Source organism: Psychrobacter vallis (assembly GCF_904846715.1).
In the GTDB taxonomy this organism is placed as follows: domain Bacteria; phylum Pseudomonadota; class Gammaproteobacteria; order Pseudomonadales; family Moraxellaceae; genus Psychrobacter; species Psychrobacter vallis.
Window position 1 is genome coordinate 46,935 of the sequence record NZ_CAJHBU010000008.1, and the last position, 14,889, is coordinate 61,823.

Here is a 14,889-nt window from a genome sequence, read left to right on the forward strand (position 1 = left end):
GCCTGCCATACTAATGGAAAGCGCCGAGCTGCGCCAGCGCTAGTATGTTAATATTTTTTTATCTCTAGGCTGTTTTAATTCCCTATTCCTTATTCTCTATTTGGTCAGTGCTTTATCTATGAGCTCATTTAACAATCAAACTGATTTTTCTCACTTGCTATCTTATATCGAAGCCAACAATCTGCTGCAACATCTAACCGAACTGACAAACCATATCCAAGAAAACACACCAGCCTCATTAATTTTTAAACGAGAGGAACACTTAAGTGAATGGAAAAAAGAATGGCAAAGACTCTCTAGTATAAAAATTAATGATAGCGCTCAACAAGAATTAGATCAAAATGAACGAGCGGCAACAGACTGGCTTATAAAACTGTTCAATATCTTATTTGATGATCAAAAAGTCTTATTAGCTCGAAGTGCGGGAGAACCAGAATATTTCCCTCATCAACACAATGAACCGGCAAGAATTGAATTTGCTCATGGCTTTTTTGCCAGTGCACTGCATGAAATGAGCCATTGGTGCATCGCAGGTAAATCGCGTAGAGCACTTAGTGATTTTGGCTACTGGTATGCACCAGATGGACGCTCAGCAGACCAACAACAAGCTTTTGAGCGTGTAGAAATTAAACCACAAGCATTGGAGTGTCTGTTCACTCTAGCTTGCGGACGAGCGTTCCAAGTTTCACAGGACAATTTGTTTGCAGAATTCGTCACCAGCAGCAGTACGTTTGCTAGTGACGTTTATCTACAGGCCAAAGAGTACATTACAAAGCCACATACCCTACCACGTGATGCCAAAATCTTGTTGCACACTTTCCTAACGGTTTGTGCTTCTGGTTAATCTAAATCAGTGTAAAGCTAACTGTTTAACTTTACTGTTGTGTCGTTAACGATTCCCAACGGACAGTAACGCCACGTCACTAAACTTATATTTGCTTTACGCTATACTAGTACGTATCCTCAATGCAATTGATAGTCACCTAAATGATGATATATACATCTCATGAAAGCACATATATCTTAATCGCTAAAAACCAATAACTATAAAATAAGGAACCATTATGCAAGTACTTTATATACATCCAGACAACCCTCAACCGCGCCTGATCGAACAAGCAGCTGATCTATTGCGTAAAGATCTATTAATCATCTATCCCACTGATACCAGTTATGCTTTTGGTTGCCGTTTGGGTGCAAAAGATGCACTAGAAAAGCTCAAGCAAATTCGAGAGCTTGATGACAAGCACCAGTTTACCTTGTTGTGTCGTGACTTAAGCGAAATTGCCAATTACGCTAGTGTTGACAATGTACAATTTAAACAGCTTAAAGCACATACCCCAGCACCCATTACTTTCATCCTAAATGCCACAAAGGACGTACCGAAAAAACTCGCCCATGCCAAGAAAAAAACCATCGGTATTCGTGTACCTAGTAATCCTATTGCTCAGGCACTTTTGGAGGCGATGGATGAACCAATCTTAACCAGCTCTTTAATTTTACCTAATAGAGATGACATACTCGACGATCCATTCGAAATTGAAGACTTGCTAGGTAACCAAATCGACGGATTGATTAACGCAGGTATAAAGACAACCAAGCTTACTACTATCGTAGACATGACTAGCAGCGTTCCTGAAGTTATCAGACAAGGTGCGGCTGATGTCGATTCATTATTACTTTAGCCAATTAATATTATAAGCAGTCAAATTTAAGACAAAAAAAAGCTCCAATTCAATTGGAGCTTTTTTATAAGTTTATATTTTCAGTATAAAACTAGTCACGATCAACCAATTCTACATAAGCCATCGGCGCATTGTCACCATCACGGTAACCACATTTTACGATACGCAAATAACCACCTGGACGCGTCTGGTAACGAGGACCTAACGTGCCAAATAATTTGCCTACCATAGCTTTGCTACGCATACGACTGAATGCTAAACGACGGTTAGCAACGCTGTCTTCTTTAGCCATAGTGATCAATGGCTCGGCAACGCGACGTAATTCTTTAGCTTTTGGTAAAGTTGTTTTAATCAGTTCATGCTCAAATAATGAGTTGGTCATGTTCTGAAACATTGCCTTACGATGACTGCCGGTACGACCCAGCTTGACTCCACTCTTACGATGGCGCATAGTCAAAAATCCTTAAAGTTTAACGGCTACGATAAGAAAAGCGATCATCAACACGTAAATCAGCTGGTGGCCAGTTATCTAGGCGCATACCAAGCTCCAAATCTTTAGACGCTAACACGTCTTTGATTTCTGTTAATGATTTCTTACCAAGATTTGGGGTTTTTAGTAGTTCAGTCTCTGAACGCTGTACCAAATCACCGATATAGTAAATGTTTTCAGCTTTCAAGCAGTTGGCTGAGCGAACCGTTAGTTCAAGATCGTCCACAGGGCGTAATAGCACCGGATCAACCTCTTCTTTTTCTTTCACAGGCTCAGGCGCTTCTTCAGCTTCTAGGTCAACAAAGATAGAAATCTGTTGTTGTAAAATAGTGGCTGCTTTACGAATTGCTTCTTCTGGATCTATAGTGCCATTAGTTTCAAGCTCAATGATAAGACGATCAAGATCAGTACGCTGCTCTACACGAGCGTTCTCAACCTGATAAGCAACACGAAGTACAGGACTAAAACTTGCATCAAGCTTTAAACGTCCAATTGCCTTAGTGTCACCATCTTCACGGCGCTGGTTTGCTGGCTCATATCCACGACCCATCACTACACGCAAACGCATCTTAAGATGACCACGATCGCTCAATGTACCCAAGACCAATTCTGGATTGATGATGTCAACATTGTGCGGTAACGCGATGTCTGCAGCAGTAATAGTGCCTGGACCTTGTTTATCCAAGGTCAAAAATACTTCATTTTGGTCGTGAAGCGTAATTGCCAAGCCTTTTAGATTCAAAAGCAAGTCAAGTACATCTTCTTGTAGCCCTTCAAGCGTTGAGTATTCATGGTCAACACCATCAATCTCAGCTTCAATGACTGCAGCACCAGGTAATGAAGATAACAAGATGCGACGCAGAGCATTACCTAGGGTATGCCCAAAGCCGCGTTCTAACGGTTCGAGCGTGACTTTCGCAATCGTTTCATTAACCGTATCCACATTAATGGCATTCGGCGTTAGAAACTCAGTTGCATTTAGCATCATGATGTCACCTCGATTTATTAAACTGGTTTAATTAACGTTAATTGCTCAATGCTATTTTCATAGCATCGAGCATTACGTCATTTACTTAGAGTATAGCTCAACGATCAAGCTTTCGTTGATTTCAGCAGGTAGATCAATACGATCAGGCGCTTTTTTAAACGTGCCTTGTAGTTTGCTGTGATCAACATCAAGCCATTCTGGAATACCACGTTGTGTCGCTAGTTCAATAGCGTTTTTGATACGTAGCTGTTCGCGAGACTTCTCTTGGATAGCGATGACATCACCATCTTGAAGCTGAATTGATGGAATGTTCACACGAACAAACTCATCACGACCAGCTTTTTTTACCATAACAGTACGATGACTGACTAGCTGACGTGCTTCAGCGCGAGTTGAGCCAAAGCCCATGCGATATACCACGTTGTCTAGACGACTCTCAAGCATTGCTAGCAAGTTTTCACCAGTAGCACCGCGCTTGCGAGCAGCTTCTTTATAGTAATTAGCGAACTGACGCTCTAGTACACCGTAGATACGCTTAACTTTCTGCTTTTCACGCAGCTGTAGAGCATATTCTGAGGTCTTGTTACGGCTTACACCGTGTTGACCTGGTGGACGACCAGCTTTCTTCGTTTTTACGTCGTATGGTTTAACGCCAGACTTAAGACCTAAGTCTGTTCCTTCACGACGTGATAATTTTAGTTTTGGTCCAATATAGCGGGCCATTGTTATGTCTCCTATAAGCTTTTGGGATAAAAAGCTTCGTCTTTAATATTAGACGCGGCGCTTTTTCGGCGCACGGCAACCATTGTGTGGGATTGGGGTTACATCAGAGATGCTGTTAACTTTATAACCCAATGCACCTAGTGCTCTTACCGCAGACTCACGACCCGGTCCTGGTCCTTTGACCAAAACGTCGATATTCTTAACACCGTATTCTTGAGCCGCTTTACCAGCGACTTCAGCTGCAACCTGAGCTGCAAATGGTGTAGATTTACGTGAACCACGGAAGCCTTGTCCACCTGAAGTGGCCCAAGCCAATGCATTACCTTGACGATCGGTAATCGTAACAATGGTGTTATTAAAAGACGCATGGATATGGGCTATGCCCTCCGATACTGAACGACGAGCCACCTTTTTGCGACTGCGAGTGTCTTTTGCCATCTTTTAGCTTCCTAAGTTAATTATCTTTTGAGAGGACGTGTCGGACCCTTACGAGTACGAGCGTTGTTCTTGGTGTTCTGACCTCTAACCGGTAGGTTACGACGATGGCGAATGCCACGGTAACAACCAAGATCAACTAAACGCTTAATATTCATTGAAACTTCACGACGAAGGTCACCTTCAGTCATGTAATTTGCAACTTGTGCACGGATAGCATCTAACTGTGTATCATCTAACTGACTAACTTTAGTAGTAGGGGCAATGCCAACTGCTTCTAAGATTTTCTGAGCAGTGGTACGGCCTACACCAAAGATGTAAGTTAGTGAAATAACAGCATGCTTATTATCCGGAATGTTTACGCCGGCAATACGAGCCATTGATTTCTCTCCATTAAAGAAAAATAAGCGTTATTTATCAATAAGGCATTATTTTTCAGATTTGTTGCTGTTAATACTAGAGCTTTTATATTTATTATCGCTGTTTTGACTTGGTTACAAACCTATACATTGATAACATCATAAATAATTCTGCATAAACACGGCAAGTGGCGGATGATATCCCATCCGCCTTTATTTTTCAAGTATTAATTTAAATAGTAACAAAAGTTGAAAATTATGATACTAAATATTAACCTTGACGTTGCTTGTGGCGAGGTTCTGCAGTACAAATAATATGTACACGGCCTTTACGGCGCACAACTTTACAGCTACCACAAATCTTCTTAACTGATGCTTGAACTTTCATAGCATGCTCCTTGAAATATCGCACCACTCATTTAAGGTTGAGTAGGCGATTGAATTAACGTCTGATCATGATATTGATGGGTCATCAAATGCGCTTGAATTTGCGAAATGAAATCCATTACCACAACCACCATAATCAGTAAAGACGTACCACCGAGTTGAAACGGCACACCAAACGATGACTGAACGACCATTGGCATTAAACAAATAACCGTCATATACATCGCGCCAATAAAGGTCAGTCGGTTTAATACATGATCGAGGTAACGCTGAGTTTGTTGTCCGGGGCGAATACCTGGAATATACGCACCACTACGCTTAAGGTTTTCAGCTACTTCTCGCGGACTAAATACCAATGCCGTATAGAAGTAACAGAAGAAAATAATCATTGCACCGAACATTACTAAATATAGCGGTTGTCCTGGAGACAGTACCAATGCCATATTCTGTAGTATCTTTTGTGTAAAGGTAGGATCAGTTGATTGACCAACCCACTGCCCTAAACTTGCAGGAAACAACAATAAAGAACTGGCAAAAATGGCGGGGATAACTCCTGCCATATTAAGCTTCAACGGCAAATGAGATTGCTGTTGAGCATAAATTTTGCGACCTTGTTGTTGTTTTTGCGCATAATTTACGGGAACACGGCGCTGAGCACGTTCAATATAAACAATACCAGCAGTAACCGCGATACCTAGTAGCACAAAAATAAATAACACAATCAAGTTCATCTGACCTTGATTGACTTGTTCGATAGACTGCGAAATCATACCTGGCGTACCAGCCACAATACTCGCAAAAATGAGCATTGAGATACCATTACCAACGCCACGTTCTGTAATTTGCTCTCCAAGCCACATCAAGAACATTGCGCCCGCTACTAACGACGTAACGGCTGGAATATAAAAAGTAAGACCAGACGACAAGGTAAGATTTTGGCTGATTAAGCCAGCACACATTCCTAATGACTGTACTAGAGCTAAAGCAAGTGTTCCCTGACGGGTATACTTGTTTAGCTTACGTCGTCCCGCTTCACCTTCTTTTTTGAGGGCTTCAAGCGACGGCAATACTGCAGACATCATTTGTACAATAATCGATGCTGAGATATATGGCATAATGCCAAGTGCCATAATGGACATACGCTCTAGTGCACCACCTGAGAACATATTAAACATGCTCAAGATGGTATTTTCGTTGCGCGAAAACAGATCAGCCAAATTAACTGGGTTGATACCCGGTACTGGAATATGTGACCCTAAACGATAAACAATCAATGCGCCGATTAAGAATAATAAACGCGTCCATAATTCGTCATACTTGCGTATGAATGCAAATGGATTAAGCGGTATACCAGCCGATGACATTGATTGTTTTGACACGTTACTACTCCTCGATGCTACCACCAGCAGCTTCGATTGCTTGCTTGGCACCTTTAGTCACTTTAATACCTTTAAAGGTATAAGCTTTAGTGACTTCGCCTGACAACATAACACGGGCACGCTTCATATCATGACGGATAAGATTGGCAGCTTTAAGTGTTTCAAGGCTAACCACATCACCTTCAATTTGATTCAGTTCAGAAAGACGCACTTCAGCAGTCTTCATAGCCATTTTACTGGTAAAACCGAATTTTGGTAGACGGCGATATAAAGGCATTTGACCACCTTCAAATCCTGAGCGAATGCTAGAACCTGAACGAGATTTCTGACCTTTCACACCACGACCACCAGTCTTACCAAGACCTGAACCGATACCACGACCACGACGTTGGGCAGTTTTCTTTGCGCCAACACCTGGTGATAATTCATTTAATCTAAGACCCATTACGCTTCCTCCACTTTTACCATGTAGTTAACGCGATTGACCATACCACGGGTTGAAGGAGTATCTTCTACTTCAACAGTATGATTAATACGGCGTAAACCCAATCCTTTCAAGCTCGCTTTGTGGCTCTTTAGGCGATGGGCACCCGATTTAAATTGAGTGACTTTCATTTTTTTCATCGTAACTCACCTAGTCTAAGTTAACCCAAGATTTCGTCTACAGATTTACCACGTTTAGCTGCCATCTTTTCTGGAGTTGACATATCACGTAAACCGTTAAACGTTGCGCGAACAACGTTAGCAGTATTGGTAGAACCATAACATTTAGTCAAAACATCTTTGACACCAGCAACTTCTAATACAGCACGCATTGCGCCACCAGCGATTACGCCAGTACCTTCAGATGCAGGCTGCATATAAACTTTACTAGCACCATGACGTGCTTTGATTGGATGATACAAAGTTGCATCATTTAGTTCAACAGTAATCATATTACGTTTGGCAGCTTCTAGTGCCTTTTGGATAGCTGCTGGCACTTCACGTGCTTTACCGCGACCAAAACCAACACGACCATTGCCATCGCCCACTACGGTTAAAGCAGTGAAAGAGAAAATACGACCACCTTTAACAACTTTTGCAACGCGATCAACGGTAACTAAGCGTTCTACTAGACCGTCAGTCTGTTCATTTTTATCATTTTTATCATTTCTAGCCATGATTAAAACTCCAATCCGTTTTCGCGAGCTGCTTCTGCTAAAGCTTTAACTCGACCATGATATTTAAAACCACTACGGTCAAAGGCAACTTTAGTGATACCAGCTGCTTTTGCGCGTTCTGCGATCATTTGGCCCACAGACGTTGCTGCATCAGCATTGCCAGTCGCGCCTGAGCGCAAGCTGCCGTCTAAGGTAGATGCCTGAGCAATCACTTCACCACCAGTAGGAGAGATAATCTGGGCATAGATATGTTTTGGCGTGCGAGTAACCGTTAAGCGATGAACGCCTAAGAAACGGATATGCGCGCGGGTTTTCTTAGCTCGACGCAGACGAGCTGCTTTTTTATCAAACATTTCAACTCACCTTATTTTTTCTTGGCTTCTTTGCGAATCACATGCTCGTCACTATAACGAATACCTTTACCTTTATAAGGCTCAGGTGGGCGGAAACCGCGGATATTAGCCGCTGCTTGACCAAGCTGCTGTTTATTGTTTGATTTCAAAACAATTTCAGTTTGCGTTGGGGTTTCAGCTGACACACCTTCAGGCAACGTATATTCTACTGGATGAGAGTAACCAACGTTCAAAGTTACCTTGTTACCAGCAACTTGTGCGCGATAACCAACACCAATTAACTGAAGACGTCTTTCGAAGCCTTCATTTACGCCTGTAACATAGTTGTTTAACAGGGCGCGCATGGTGCCAGTGTGCATCATAGCTTCTTTTGAATCGACTGTAGGTGAGAAAATGATCGCATCATCTTCCTGTTTCAGCTCGACCAATTCATGCAGGCGTAAAGACAAATTACCGTTCTTGCCTTTCACTTCGACCTGCCGATCGTTCAAAGTAACACTTACGCCGTTTGGCAGTGTCACTGGGGCTTTAGCCACACGAGACATAGGAATATTCCTTAAAAAATTAACTTCTTTATATTAGCGAAAAAACTAACAGGCTAAAAAGCGTGTTAGTTTAGCATAGTTGACGTCGTTAGACACCTATCAATTTGAAATAATTCATCATCACTCAATCAATAGACGTCTAACAGCTATCAAATAGACTTTATCATCGTGTAGCTTACGCTACAAATGCGACGATTTCACCACCGATACCAGCAGCACGTGCAGCACGATCACTCATGATACCTTGGCTAGTTGATACGATGGCAACACCCATACCTTGCTTAACAGTAGGGATAGCGTCTTTACCACGATGCTGGCGTAAACCAGGACGGCTAAAACGTTGAATCGTTTCGATGACAGCTTTGCCTTCGAAGTATTTCAATTCGATAGATAGGGTTGCTTTGTTGTTGTCTTCTGCTTTAACAACAGCACTCGCCACATAACCTTCGCTAACTAGCAAATCAGCAATTGATTTACGTAATTTAGAGCTCGGCATTGCTACCGATACTTTGTTAGCCATTTGTGCGTTACGAATACGGGTTAGCATATCCCCAACGGTATCTTGCATACTCATAATAGTTACCCCTTACCAGCTTGCTTTACGAACACCAGGCACATCGCCTTGCATGACACGCTCACGCAGCATATTGCGTGATAAGCCAAACTTGCGGAAGTAACCGTGAGGACGACCGGTGATAGCACAACGATTGCGTAGACGTACTGGTGATGAGTTGCGTGGAAGAGCTTGTAGCTCTAACATTGCTTCCATACGAGCTTCGTCACTTGCAGTCATATCATTGATAGTTTCTTTTAGCTTGATACGCTTATCAGCGTATTTAGCAACCATTTTTTCGCGCTTTAATTCGCGGTTAATCATGCTCTTCTTTGCCATAACGTCTTTACCTTATTTAAATGGGAAGCCGAATGCTTTAAGCAACGCACGACCTTCTTCATCAGTACCAGCTGACGTGGTGATTGTCACATCCATACCGCGGATACGATCAATCTTGTCAAAATCTACTTCTGGGAATACGATTTGTTCTTTGATACCCAAAGAGTAGTTACCACGTCCGTCAAAGGCTTTAGGTGAAAAACCGCGGAAATCACGAATACGAGGAATTGCAATGGCAATGAGACGATCTAAAAATTCGTACATTTGCTCACCGCGTAGCGTTACTTTACAGCCAATTGGCCATTCTTCACGAATCTTAAAGCCAGCAACTGATTTACGCGCTTTGGTGACGACAGGTTTTTGACCAGCGATAGCGGTCATGTCAGCTACTGCACCTTCAAGCAATTTCTTGTCTTGAGACGCACCGCCTACACCCATGTTAAGTGTGATTTTAGTGATTTTAGGCACTTGCATCACATTTGCCAAACCAAGCTCTTCTTTGATTTGCTGCTTTAGTTCATCATTATATAAAGATTTTAATCTTGCCATTACCATTACACCCTTAGTGTCTTACGCAGTCGCCACTACTTCACCGCTTGAACGATAGACGCGTTGTTTCTTGCCGTCTTCGCCAAACTGATAAGTAATACGGTCTGCTTTTTGGGTTTGCGCATTTAATATTGCGACATTTGAGATATGTAGAAAAGCTTCTTGCTTAAGAATGCCACCTTCAACGCCAGTCGCCTGATTTGGCTTCTGATGTTTTGTGACAATGTTAATGCCTTCAACTTTAATACGATCATTTTTTACAGCTTGTACAGTACCTTGCTTGCCTTTGTCTTTCCCAGCAATCACGATAACTGTATCGCCTTTACGTAATTTTGACATGGATTACCTCACAATACTTCTGGTGCTAGTGATACAATTTTCATAAACTGATCACCACGTAGTTCACGAGTTACCGGTCCAAAAATACGAGTTGCAATCGGTGCTTTATTTTGGTTCAACAATACCGCAGCATTGTCGTCAAAACGCAGAACAGAACCATCAGGACGACGAACGCCTTTTTTGGTGCGTACAACTACAGCATTCATCACGTCGCCTTTTTTAACACGACCGCGAGGAATGGCTTCTTTAACCGTTACTTTAATAATGTCGCCAACTGATGCATAACGACGATGAGAACCACCCAGTACTTTAATGCACTGAACTCGTCTTGCACCGCTATTATCTGCAACTTCCAGCATCGATTCAACCTGAATCATAGCGTTACTCCACACGTATGAGCAATAAAAACCAGTTGCTGCCGCTAGCACAGTATGAGTAGTCGGCATTTTAATAATAATAACCGCGGCTACTCTTAATGTAAGTGATATACGCTCGGCGCAATCAGCATCCTTAAAAAGGCGGCTATTTTAACAGCTTCTGGCTTTTAATGCAATTTACTTAGATTTTTTCTACTTTTTCAACCACGTCAACCAAAGTCCATGACTTGGTTTTTGAGATTGGACGCGTTTCTTTGATGCGGACAAGATCGCCTTGTTGGCAAACATTATTCTCATCATGTGCTTTGATTTTTGTAGAACGACGAAGCTGCTTGCCATACAAAGGATGACGAACCAAGCGCTCAATCAAAACTGTGATGGATTTATCCATCTTGTCACTGACAACTCGTCCTGTCAATACGCTAGCATTGGTAGCTGTTTGATTGTTATCGCTCATGAGTCGCCTCGTTGTTTCTCGTTAATCAAAGTCTGAATCTGAGCAATCATACGACGATTGCCTTTGACTTCATGGGTATTACCCAACTGACCGGTTGCTTTAGCCATACGAATACGGAAAGCATCAAGTTGCTTTTCATCAAGTAACTGGGTCAGTTCTTCTAATGATTTATCACGTAATTCACTGATCTTCATTACATTATCGTCCGCTTAACAATGGTAGTTTTAAAGGGCAGTTTTGCTGCAGCAAGCGTTAAGGCTTCGCGAGCAAGCTCTTCTGAGACCCCTTCGATTTCATATAGCACTTTACCAGGTTTGATTTCGCATACCCAATATTCAACTGGACCTTTACCTTTACCCATACGTACTTCTAATGGTTTGTTGGTAATTGGTTTGTCTGGAAATACGCGAATCCAAATCTTACCGCCACGCTTAATTTTACGAGTGATGGTACGACGTGCTGCTTCAATTTGACGGGCAGTCATACGACCACGAGTCAACGATTTTAGACCAATTTGTCCGAATGCAACGGTGCTTCCACGATGAGCTAGCCCAGTGTTACGACCTTTGTGCATTTTACGAAACTTGGTACGTTTTGGCTGTAACATAGTTTAACCTCTGTCTGTGTTTCGACGGTTTCCGTTTCCACGACCACGGCGTTTTGGCGCACGAGCCTGCTCTTCTTTGACGGGATTATATACACTGTTCATGCCGTCAAGGATTTCGCCACGGAAAATCCAAACTTTTACACCGATAGTGCCATAAGTGGTCTCTGCACGTACTGACGCGTAGTCAATATCAGCGCGGAGTGTATGCAATGGCACACGACCTTCACGGTACCATTCAGTACGAGCAATCTCAGCACCGCCAAGACGGCCAGACAACTCAACTTTAATACCTTTAGCACCAGAACGCATGCTGTTCTGTACCGCACGCTTCATCGCACGACGAAACATAACACGACGCTCAAGCTGGCTTCCGATACCGTCTGCTACCAAACGTGCATCAAGATCAGGTGAAGTGATTTCTTCAATATTGACCTGAGCAGGTACGCCCATAATTTTGGTCAATTCTTTTTGAAGTCTTTCGATATCTTCGCCTTTCTTACCGATCACGATACCAGGACGCGCAGTGGCGATGGTAATCTTAGCAGCACCAGTAGGACGCTCAATCATGATATTGCTAATCATAGCATTATCTAGCTTTTTGCGTAGATACTCACGAACTTGAATGTCGTTAATGAGGTATTCTGAGTATTGTTTAGGGTTAGCATACCAATTTGCATTATGCTTTTTTACAACACCAAGACGAATTCCGATTGGATGTACTTTTTGACCCATAACTTATTCTCCTACCTTTATAGTGATGTGACAAGTACGCTTACTGATACGATCAGCGCGACCTTTGGCACGTGGTAGGATACGTTTTAGCGTAATGCCTTCATCAACATAGATAGTAGCGACTTTTAGGTCATCAATATCTAAGCCGTGATTATGTTCGGCATTGGCGATGGCTGAGTTAAGGCATTTCTTAACAAACACAGCGCCTTTTTTATTACTATACGTTAGGATATCCAAAGCACGCTCAATAGATTTGCCACGAACTTCATCAGCAACGAGTCTAACTTTTTGTGCCGAAATGGCGGCACCGCGTAATTTTGCAGTTACTTCCATGGTAAGCACCTTATTTCTTAGCTTTTCTGTCAATGCCATGACCACGATACGTACGAGTCGGGGCAAATTCACCTAGTTTATGACCAACCATCTGCTCGCTCACGATAACCGGTACATGAGTACGGCCATTGTGAACAGATAAAGTTAGGCCAACCATTTGTGGCAGAATCATCGAGCGGCGCGACCAAGTCTTAATTGGCTTGCGTGAGTTGGTGTCTAATGCATTCTCAACTTTGGCAAACAAATGCGCATCTATGAATGGACCTTTTTTCAATGAACGAGGCATGAAATTCTTCCTTTATTTCTTCTTGGCGCGGCGGCGGATGATCATGTTGTCAGTACGCTTATTGTGACGCGTTTTAAGTCCTTTAGACTTCTGACCCCAAGGGCTGGTAGGATGGCGACCTTTGTTACGACCTTCACCACCACCATGTGGGTGATCAACCGGGTTCATAGCGACACCACGAACTGAAGGACGAACACCACGCCAACGTGAAGCACCAGCTTTACCAAGTGATTTCAAGTTGTTTTCAGTGTTAGAAACTTCACCAATAACAGCACGGCAATTTACGTGTACACGGCGTGTTTCGCCAGAGCGCATACGTAGAATAGCATAGATACCGTCACGACCTAGTAACTGAACGCTAGCACCCGCAGAACGAGCCATCTGTGCACCTTTACCGATTTTAAGCTCGATATTGTGAATCACAGTACCCAATGGGATGTTTTTCAGCGGTAAACAGTTACCTGGACGGATTGGAGATGTTTCGCCTGACATTACTGTATCGCCAACTGCTTGCTTTTTAGCAGCGATGATGTAACGACGTTCGCCATCAGCATACTTAAGTAAGGCAATATGAGCAGTACGGTTAGGATCGTATTCAATACGCTCTACCGTTGCTGGGATATTGTCTTTAGTACGTTTGAAGTCGATAATGCGATAATGTTGCTTATGACCACCGCCAATGTGACGAGTAGTGATACGGCCATTATTGTTACGACCACCTGACTTACTTTTTGATTCTAGAAGCGCTGCATAAGGACGACCTTTGTAAAGGTGTGGATGCACCACTTTTTCAACAAAACGACGGCCTGGTGATGTTGGCTTTGCTCTTACGATAGGCATGAGTGTAATCCTTATTCGTTATTCGCTGTTTCACTAGTAGAAGCAGTCGTATTTGCGACCTCTTCACCAGCATCAGCCATTTGTACATCTTGACCAGCTTTTAAGGTAACATAGGCTTTTTTATAGTCGTTACGACGGCCGATGCTTTTACCAAAACGCTTTGTCTTACCTTTAACATTCAAAGTGTTCACCTTAGTGACTTCAACACCTTCAAACATCAACTCAACTGCTTTTTTGACTTCAAGCTTAGTAGCATTAGAATCAATTTTAAATACTTGCACACCAAGTGAGTCGCCAAGCATTTGAGATTTCTCTGAGAATACAGGCCCTCTTAAGACCTGATAAAGTCTTGCGTTGTTCATGCTAGTGCTTCCTCAAATTGTTTCGCAGCTTCAACTGACATGATCACTTTATCAAACGCGATCAAACTCACTGGATCCACTTCACTTGTACCAAGTACATTGACATGTGGAATGTTGCGAGCGGCTAAGTATAAGTTTTCGTCAACTTCTTTGGTGACGATTAGTGCACGAGGTGCACCAAGCTCATTTAGCTTTGCAATCAGTTCTTTGGTTTTCGGCCCAGAAACGCTCAACTCTTCCACCAAAATCAAACGCTCTTGGCGAATCAATTCGGCTAGTATACACTGCATCGCACCGCGATACATTTTACGGTTTACTTTCTGTGACCAATCTTGTGGTTTTGCAGCGAATGCTCGACCACCTGAACGCCAGATTGGGCTACGAATAGAACCCGCACGAGCGCGACCAGTACCTTTTTGGCGCCATGGCTTAATACCACCGCCAGAAACTTCGGCACGGGTTTTTTGTGCGCGTGTACCTTGGCGAGCACCAGCTAAATAAGCGGTGACGACTTGATGCACTAGTGCTTCGTTGAATTCACGACCAAATGCCGTATCAGAAAGCTCAACCGCCGCACCTGTAACTGTTTTTAAATCCACGTTAATCCCCTT

27 protein-coding genes and 1 pseudogene are annotated in these 14,889 nt (G+C 42.8%); 2 read left to right on the top strand and 26 right to left on the bottom strand.

The window, feature by feature from the left end; translation table 11 throughout:
• The first annotated feature begins 118 nt into the window (after positions 1–118).
• Both JMY02_RS06850 and JMY02_RS06855 read left to right on the top strand, forming a co-directional pair.
• On the top strand, positions 119–844 hold the full coding sequence (locus JMY02_RS06850; RefSeq protein WP_201596561.1) for an elongation factor P hydroxylase: 726 nt from the start codon (positions 119–121) through the stop codon (positions 842–844).
• A 220-nt stretch (positions 845–1,064) separates the two neighbouring features.
• Positions 1,065–1,685 carry an L-threonylcarbamoyladenylate synthase gene (locus JMY02_RS06855; protein ID WP_201596563.1) on the top strand — a complete coding sequence of 207 codons (621 nt, stop codon included), beginning with the start codon at positions 1,065–1,067 and terminating at the stop codon, positions 1,683–1,685.
• A 91-nt stretch (positions 1,686–1,776) separates the two neighbouring features.
• Here JMY02_RS06855 and rplQ read toward each other — a convergent pair whose 3' ends face one another.
• The 26 genes and pseudogenes from rplQ to rplD form a co-directional block, all read right to left on the bottom strand.
• The gene (rplQ, locus tag JMY02_RS06860; RefSeq protein ID WP_021813387.1) at positions 1,777–2,136 is read right to left on the bottom strand and encodes a 50S ribosomal protein L17; all 360 of its coding nucleotides are present in this window, start codon (positions 2,134–2,136) and stop codon (positions 1,777–1,779) included.
• A gap of 19 nt (positions 2,137–2,155) precedes the next feature.
• Complete coding sequence (locus JMY02_RS06865; RefSeq protein WP_021813386.1) at positions 2,156–3,163, bottom strand: DNA-directed RNA polymerase subunit alpha; 1,008 nt, start codon at positions 3,161–3,163, stop codon at positions 2,156–2,158.
• Positions 3,164–3,244: 81 nt separating this feature from the next.
• The gene (rpsD, locus tag JMY02_RS06870) at positions 3,245–3,886 is read right to left on the bottom strand and encodes a 30S ribosomal protein S4 (protein ID WP_058025563.1); all 642 of its coding nucleotides are present in this window, start codon (positions 3,884–3,886) and stop codon (positions 3,245–3,247) included.
• A gap of 48 nt (positions 3,887–3,934) precedes the next feature.
• Positions 3,935–4,324 (bottom strand): 30S ribosomal protein S11, encoded by a 390-nt coding sequence (rpsK, locus tag JMY02_RS06875; protein WP_010196728.1) that lies wholly within the window; start codon positions 4,322–4,324, stop codon positions 3,935–3,937.
• A 20-nt stretch (positions 4,325–4,344) separates the two neighbouring features.
• Positions 4,345–4,701: a 30S ribosomal protein S13 gene (gene rpsM, locus JMY02_RS06880; RefSeq protein WP_021813384.1), complete on the bottom strand. Its 357-nt coding sequence runs from the start codon at positions 4,699–4,701 to the stop codon at positions 4,345–4,347.
• Between the two features lie 250 nt (positions 4,702–4,951).
• Complete coding sequence (gene rpmJ, locus JMY02_RS06885; RefSeq protein WP_010196721.1) at positions 4,952–5,068, bottom strand: 50S ribosomal protein L36; 117 nt, start codon at positions 5,066–5,068, stop codon at positions 4,952–4,954.
• 31 nt (positions 5,069–5,099) lie between these two features.
• On the bottom strand, positions 5,100–6,431 hold the full coding sequence (gene secY, locus JMY02_RS06890) for a preprotein translocase subunit SecY (RefSeq protein ID WP_201596713.1): 1,332 nt from the start codon (positions 6,429–6,431) through the stop codon (positions 5,100–5,102).
• A 19-nt stretch (positions 6,432–6,450) separates the two neighbouring features.
• Positions 6,451–6,891, bottom strand: coding sequence for a 50S ribosomal protein L15 (rplO, locus tag JMY02_RS06895; protein WP_021813382.1), 441 nt, complete (start codon positions 6,889–6,891; stop codon positions 6,451–6,453).
• A complete protein-coding gene (gene rpmD / locus JMY02_RS06900; RefSeq protein ID WP_010196714.1) occupies positions 6,891–7,070 on the bottom strand; it encodes a 50S ribosomal protein L30 in 180 nt (59 codons plus the stop codon). Before rpmD ends, rplO begins: the two co-directional genes overlap by 1 nt.
• Positions 7,071–7,090: 20 nt before the next feature.
• A complete protein-coding gene (gene rpsE, locus JMY02_RS06905) occupies positions 7,091–7,606 on the bottom strand; it encodes a 30S ribosomal protein S5 (protein ID WP_010196711.1) in 516 nt (171 codons plus the stop codon).
• A 2-nt stretch (positions 7,607–7,608) separates the two neighbouring features.
• Complete coding sequence (rplR, locus tag JMY02_RS06910; RefSeq protein ID WP_021813381.1) at positions 7,609–7,959, bottom strand: 50S ribosomal protein L18; 351 nt, start codon at positions 7,957–7,959, stop codon at positions 7,609–7,611.
• Positions 7,960–7,970: 11 nt separating this feature from the next.
• Positions 7,971–8,504, bottom strand: a complete 534-nt coding sequence (gene rplF / locus JMY02_RS06915; RefSeq protein WP_021813380.1) for a 50S ribosomal protein L6 — start codon at positions 8,502–8,504, stop codon at positions 7,971–7,973.
• A gap of 175 nt (positions 8,505–8,679) precedes the next feature.
• Positions 8,680–9,078, bottom strand: coding sequence for a 30S ribosomal protein S8 (rpsH, locus tag JMY02_RS06920; RefSeq protein WP_201596565.1), 399 nt, complete (start codon positions 9,076–9,078; stop codon positions 8,680–8,682).
• A 12-nt stretch (positions 9,079–9,090) separates the two neighbouring features.
• On the bottom strand, positions 9,091–9,396 hold the full coding sequence (rpsN, locus tag JMY02_RS06925; protein ID WP_201596567.1) for a 30S ribosomal protein S14: 306 nt from the start codon (positions 9,394–9,396) through the stop codon (positions 9,091–9,093).
• 12 nt (positions 9,397–9,408) lie between these two features.
• A complete protein-coding gene (gene rplE, locus JMY02_RS06930; RefSeq protein WP_021813377.1) occupies positions 9,409–9,945 on the bottom strand; it encodes a 50S ribosomal protein L5 in 537 nt (178 codons plus the stop codon).
• Between the two features lie 21 nt (positions 9,946–9,966).
• Positions 9,967–10,284 (bottom strand): 50S ribosomal protein L24, encoded by a 318-nt coding sequence (gene rplX / locus JMY02_RS06935; protein WP_101204866.1) that lies wholly within the window; start codon positions 10,282–10,284, stop codon positions 9,967–9,969.
• Positions 10,285–10,292: 8 nt separating this feature from the next.
• Entirely contained in the window at positions 10,293–10,661 is a 369-nt protein-coding gene (rplN, locus tag JMY02_RS06940) for a 50S ribosomal protein L14 (protein ID WP_010196702.1), read from the bottom strand.
• A 181-nt stretch (positions 10,662–10,842) separates the two neighbouring features.
• Positions 10,843–11,118 (bottom strand): 30S ribosomal protein S17, encoded by a 276-nt coding sequence (gene rpsQ, locus JMY02_RS06945; protein WP_021813375.1) that lies wholly within the window; start codon positions 11,116–11,118, stop codon positions 10,843–10,845.
• Positions 11,115–11,312 (bottom strand): 50S ribosomal protein L29, encoded by a 198-nt coding sequence (rpmC, locus tag JMY02_RS06950; protein ID WP_201596569.1) that lies wholly within the window; start codon positions 11,310–11,312, stop codon positions 11,115–11,117. Before rpmC ends, rpsQ begins: the two co-directional genes overlap by 4 nt.
• A complete protein-coding gene (gene rplP / locus JMY02_RS06955) occupies positions 11,312–11,725 on the bottom strand; it encodes a 50S ribosomal protein L16 (RefSeq protein WP_075102274.1) in 414 nt (137 codons plus the stop codon). The genes rpmC and rplP overlap by 1 nt, the downstream gene beginning before the upstream one ends.
• Positions 11,665–12,457, bottom strand: a pseudogene (gene rpsC / locus JMY02_RS06960) (30S ribosomal protein S3). Before rpsC ends, rplP begins: the two are co-directional and overlap by 61 nt.
• A 3-nt stretch (positions 12,458–12,460) precedes the next feature.
• Positions 12,461–12,790 (bottom strand): 50S ribosomal protein L22, encoded by a 330-nt coding sequence (gene rplV / locus JMY02_RS06965; protein ID WP_021813373.1) that lies wholly within the window; start codon positions 12,788–12,790, stop codon positions 12,461–12,463.
• Between the two features lie 10 nt (positions 12,791–12,800).
• Entirely contained in the window at positions 12,801–13,076 is a 276-nt protein-coding gene (gene rpsS, locus JMY02_RS06970) for a 30S ribosomal protein S19 (protein WP_021813372.1), read from the bottom strand.
• A gap of 12 nt (positions 13,077–13,088) precedes the next feature.
• Complete coding sequence (gene rplB / locus JMY02_RS06975) at positions 13,089–13,916, bottom strand: 50S ribosomal protein L2 (protein WP_021813371.1); 828 nt, start codon at positions 13,914–13,916, stop codon at positions 13,089–13,091.
• Positions 13,917–13,927: 11 nt separating this feature from the next.
• Positions 13,928–14,278 carry a 50S ribosomal protein L23 gene (gene rplW, locus JMY02_RS06980; RefSeq protein WP_040641832.1) on the bottom strand — a complete coding sequence of 117 codons (351 nt, stop codon included), beginning with the start codon at positions 14,276–14,278 and terminating at the stop codon, positions 13,928–13,930.
• On the bottom strand, positions 14,275–14,877 hold the full coding sequence (gene rplD, locus JMY02_RS06985) for a 50S ribosomal protein L4 (protein WP_021813369.1): 603 nt from the start codon (positions 14,875–14,877) through the stop codon (positions 14,275–14,277). Before rplD ends, rplW begins: the two co-directional genes overlap by 4 nt.
• Positions 14,878–14,889 lie beyond the last annotated feature (12 nt).

Coding starts and splice junctions, on each gene's coding strand:
- rplQ (WP_021813387.1), bottom strand. CDS start 2,136: ATGCGCCATCGTAAGAGTGGAGTCAAGCTGGGTCGTACCGGCAGTCAT.
- rpsN (WP_201596567.1), bottom strand. CDS start 9,396: ATGGCAAAGAAGAGCATGATTAACCGCGAATTAAAGCGCGAAAAAATG.
- rplB (WP_021813371.1), bottom strand. CDS start 13,916: ATGCCTATCGTAAGAGCAAAGCCAACATCACCAGGCCGTCGTTTTGTT.
- rpsD (WP_058025563.1), bottom strand. CDS start 3,886: ATGGCCCGCTATATTGGACCAAAACTAAAATTATCACGTCGTGAAGGA.
- rplP (WP_075102274.1), bottom strand. CDS start 11,725: ATGTTACAGCCAAAACGTACCAAGTTTCGTAAAATGCACAAAGGTCGT.
- rpmJ (WP_010196721.1), bottom strand. CDS start 5,068: ATGAAAGTTCAAGCATCAGTTAAGAAGATTTGTGGTAGCTGTAAAGTT.
- rpmD (WP_010196714.1), bottom strand. CDS start 7,070: ATGAAAAAAATGAAAGTCACTCAATTTAAATCGGGTGCCCATCGCCTA.
- rpmC (WP_201596569.1), bottom strand. CDS start 11,312: ATGAAGATCAGTGAATTACGTGATAAATCATTAGAAGAACTGACCCAG.
- rplN (WP_010196702.1), bottom strand. CDS start 10,661: ATGATTCAGGTTGAATCGATGCTGGAAGTTGCAGATAATAGCGGTGCA.
- JMY02_RS06865 (WP_021813386.1), bottom strand. CDS start 3,163: ATGATGCTAAATGCAACTGAGTTTCTAACGCCGAATGCCATTAATGTG.
- rplF (WP_021813380.1), bottom strand. CDS start 8,504: ATGTCTCGTGTGGCTAAAGCCCCAGTGACACTGCCAAACGGCGTAAGT.
- rpsE (WP_010196711.1), bottom strand. CDS start 7,606: ATGGCTAGAAATGATAAAAATGATAAAAATGAACAGACTGACGGTCTA.
- rpsQ (WP_021813375.1), bottom strand. CDS start 11,118: ATGAGCGATAACAATCAAACAGCTACCAATGCTAGCGTATTGACAGGA.
- rplR (WP_021813381.1), bottom strand. CDS start 7,959: ATGTTTGATAAAAAAGCAGCTCGTCTGCGTCGAGCTAAGAAAACCCGC.
- JMY02_RS06850 (WP_201596561.1), top strand. CDS start 119: ATGAGCTCATTTAACAATCAAACTGATTTTTCTCACTTGCTATCTTAT.
- rplV (WP_021813373.1), bottom strand. CDS start 12,790: ATGGAAGTAACTGCAAAATTACGCGGTGCCGCCATTTCGGCACAAAAA.
- rplX (WP_101204866.1), bottom strand. CDS start 10,284: ATGTCAAAATTACGTAAAGGCGATACAGTTATCGTGATTGCTGGGAAA.
- JMY02_RS06855 (WP_201596563.1), top strand. CDS start 1,065: ATGCAAGTACTTTATATACATCCAGACAACCCTCAACCGCGCCTGATC.
- rplE (WP_021813377.1), bottom strand. CDS start 9,945: ATGGCAAGATTAAAATCTTTATATAATGATGAACTAAAGCAGCAAATC.
- rpsM (WP_021813384.1), bottom strand. CDS start 4,701: ATGGCTCGTATTGCCGGCGTAAACATTCCGGATAATAAGCATGCTGTT.
- rplO (WP_021813382.1), bottom strand. CDS start 6,891: ATGGGTCTTAGATTAAATGAATTATCACCAGGTGTTGGCGCAAAGAAA.
- rplW (WP_040641832.1), bottom strand. CDS start 14,278: ATGAACAACGCAAGACTTTATCAGGTCTTAAGAGGGCCTGTATTCTCA.
- rpsK (WP_010196728.1), bottom strand. CDS start 4,324: ATGGCAAAAGACACTCGCAGTCGCAAAAAGGTGGCTCGTCGTTCAGTA.
- rpsH (WP_201596565.1), bottom strand. CDS start 9,078: ATGAGTATGCAAGATACCGTTGGGGATATGCTAACCCGTATTCGTAAC.
- secY (WP_201596713.1), bottom strand. CDS start 6,431: ATGTCATCGGCTGGTATACCGCTTAATCCATTTGCATTCATACGCAAG.
- rpsS (WP_021813372.1), bottom strand. CDS start 13,076: ATGCCTCGTTCATTGAAAAAAGGTCCATTCATAGATGCGCATTTGTTT.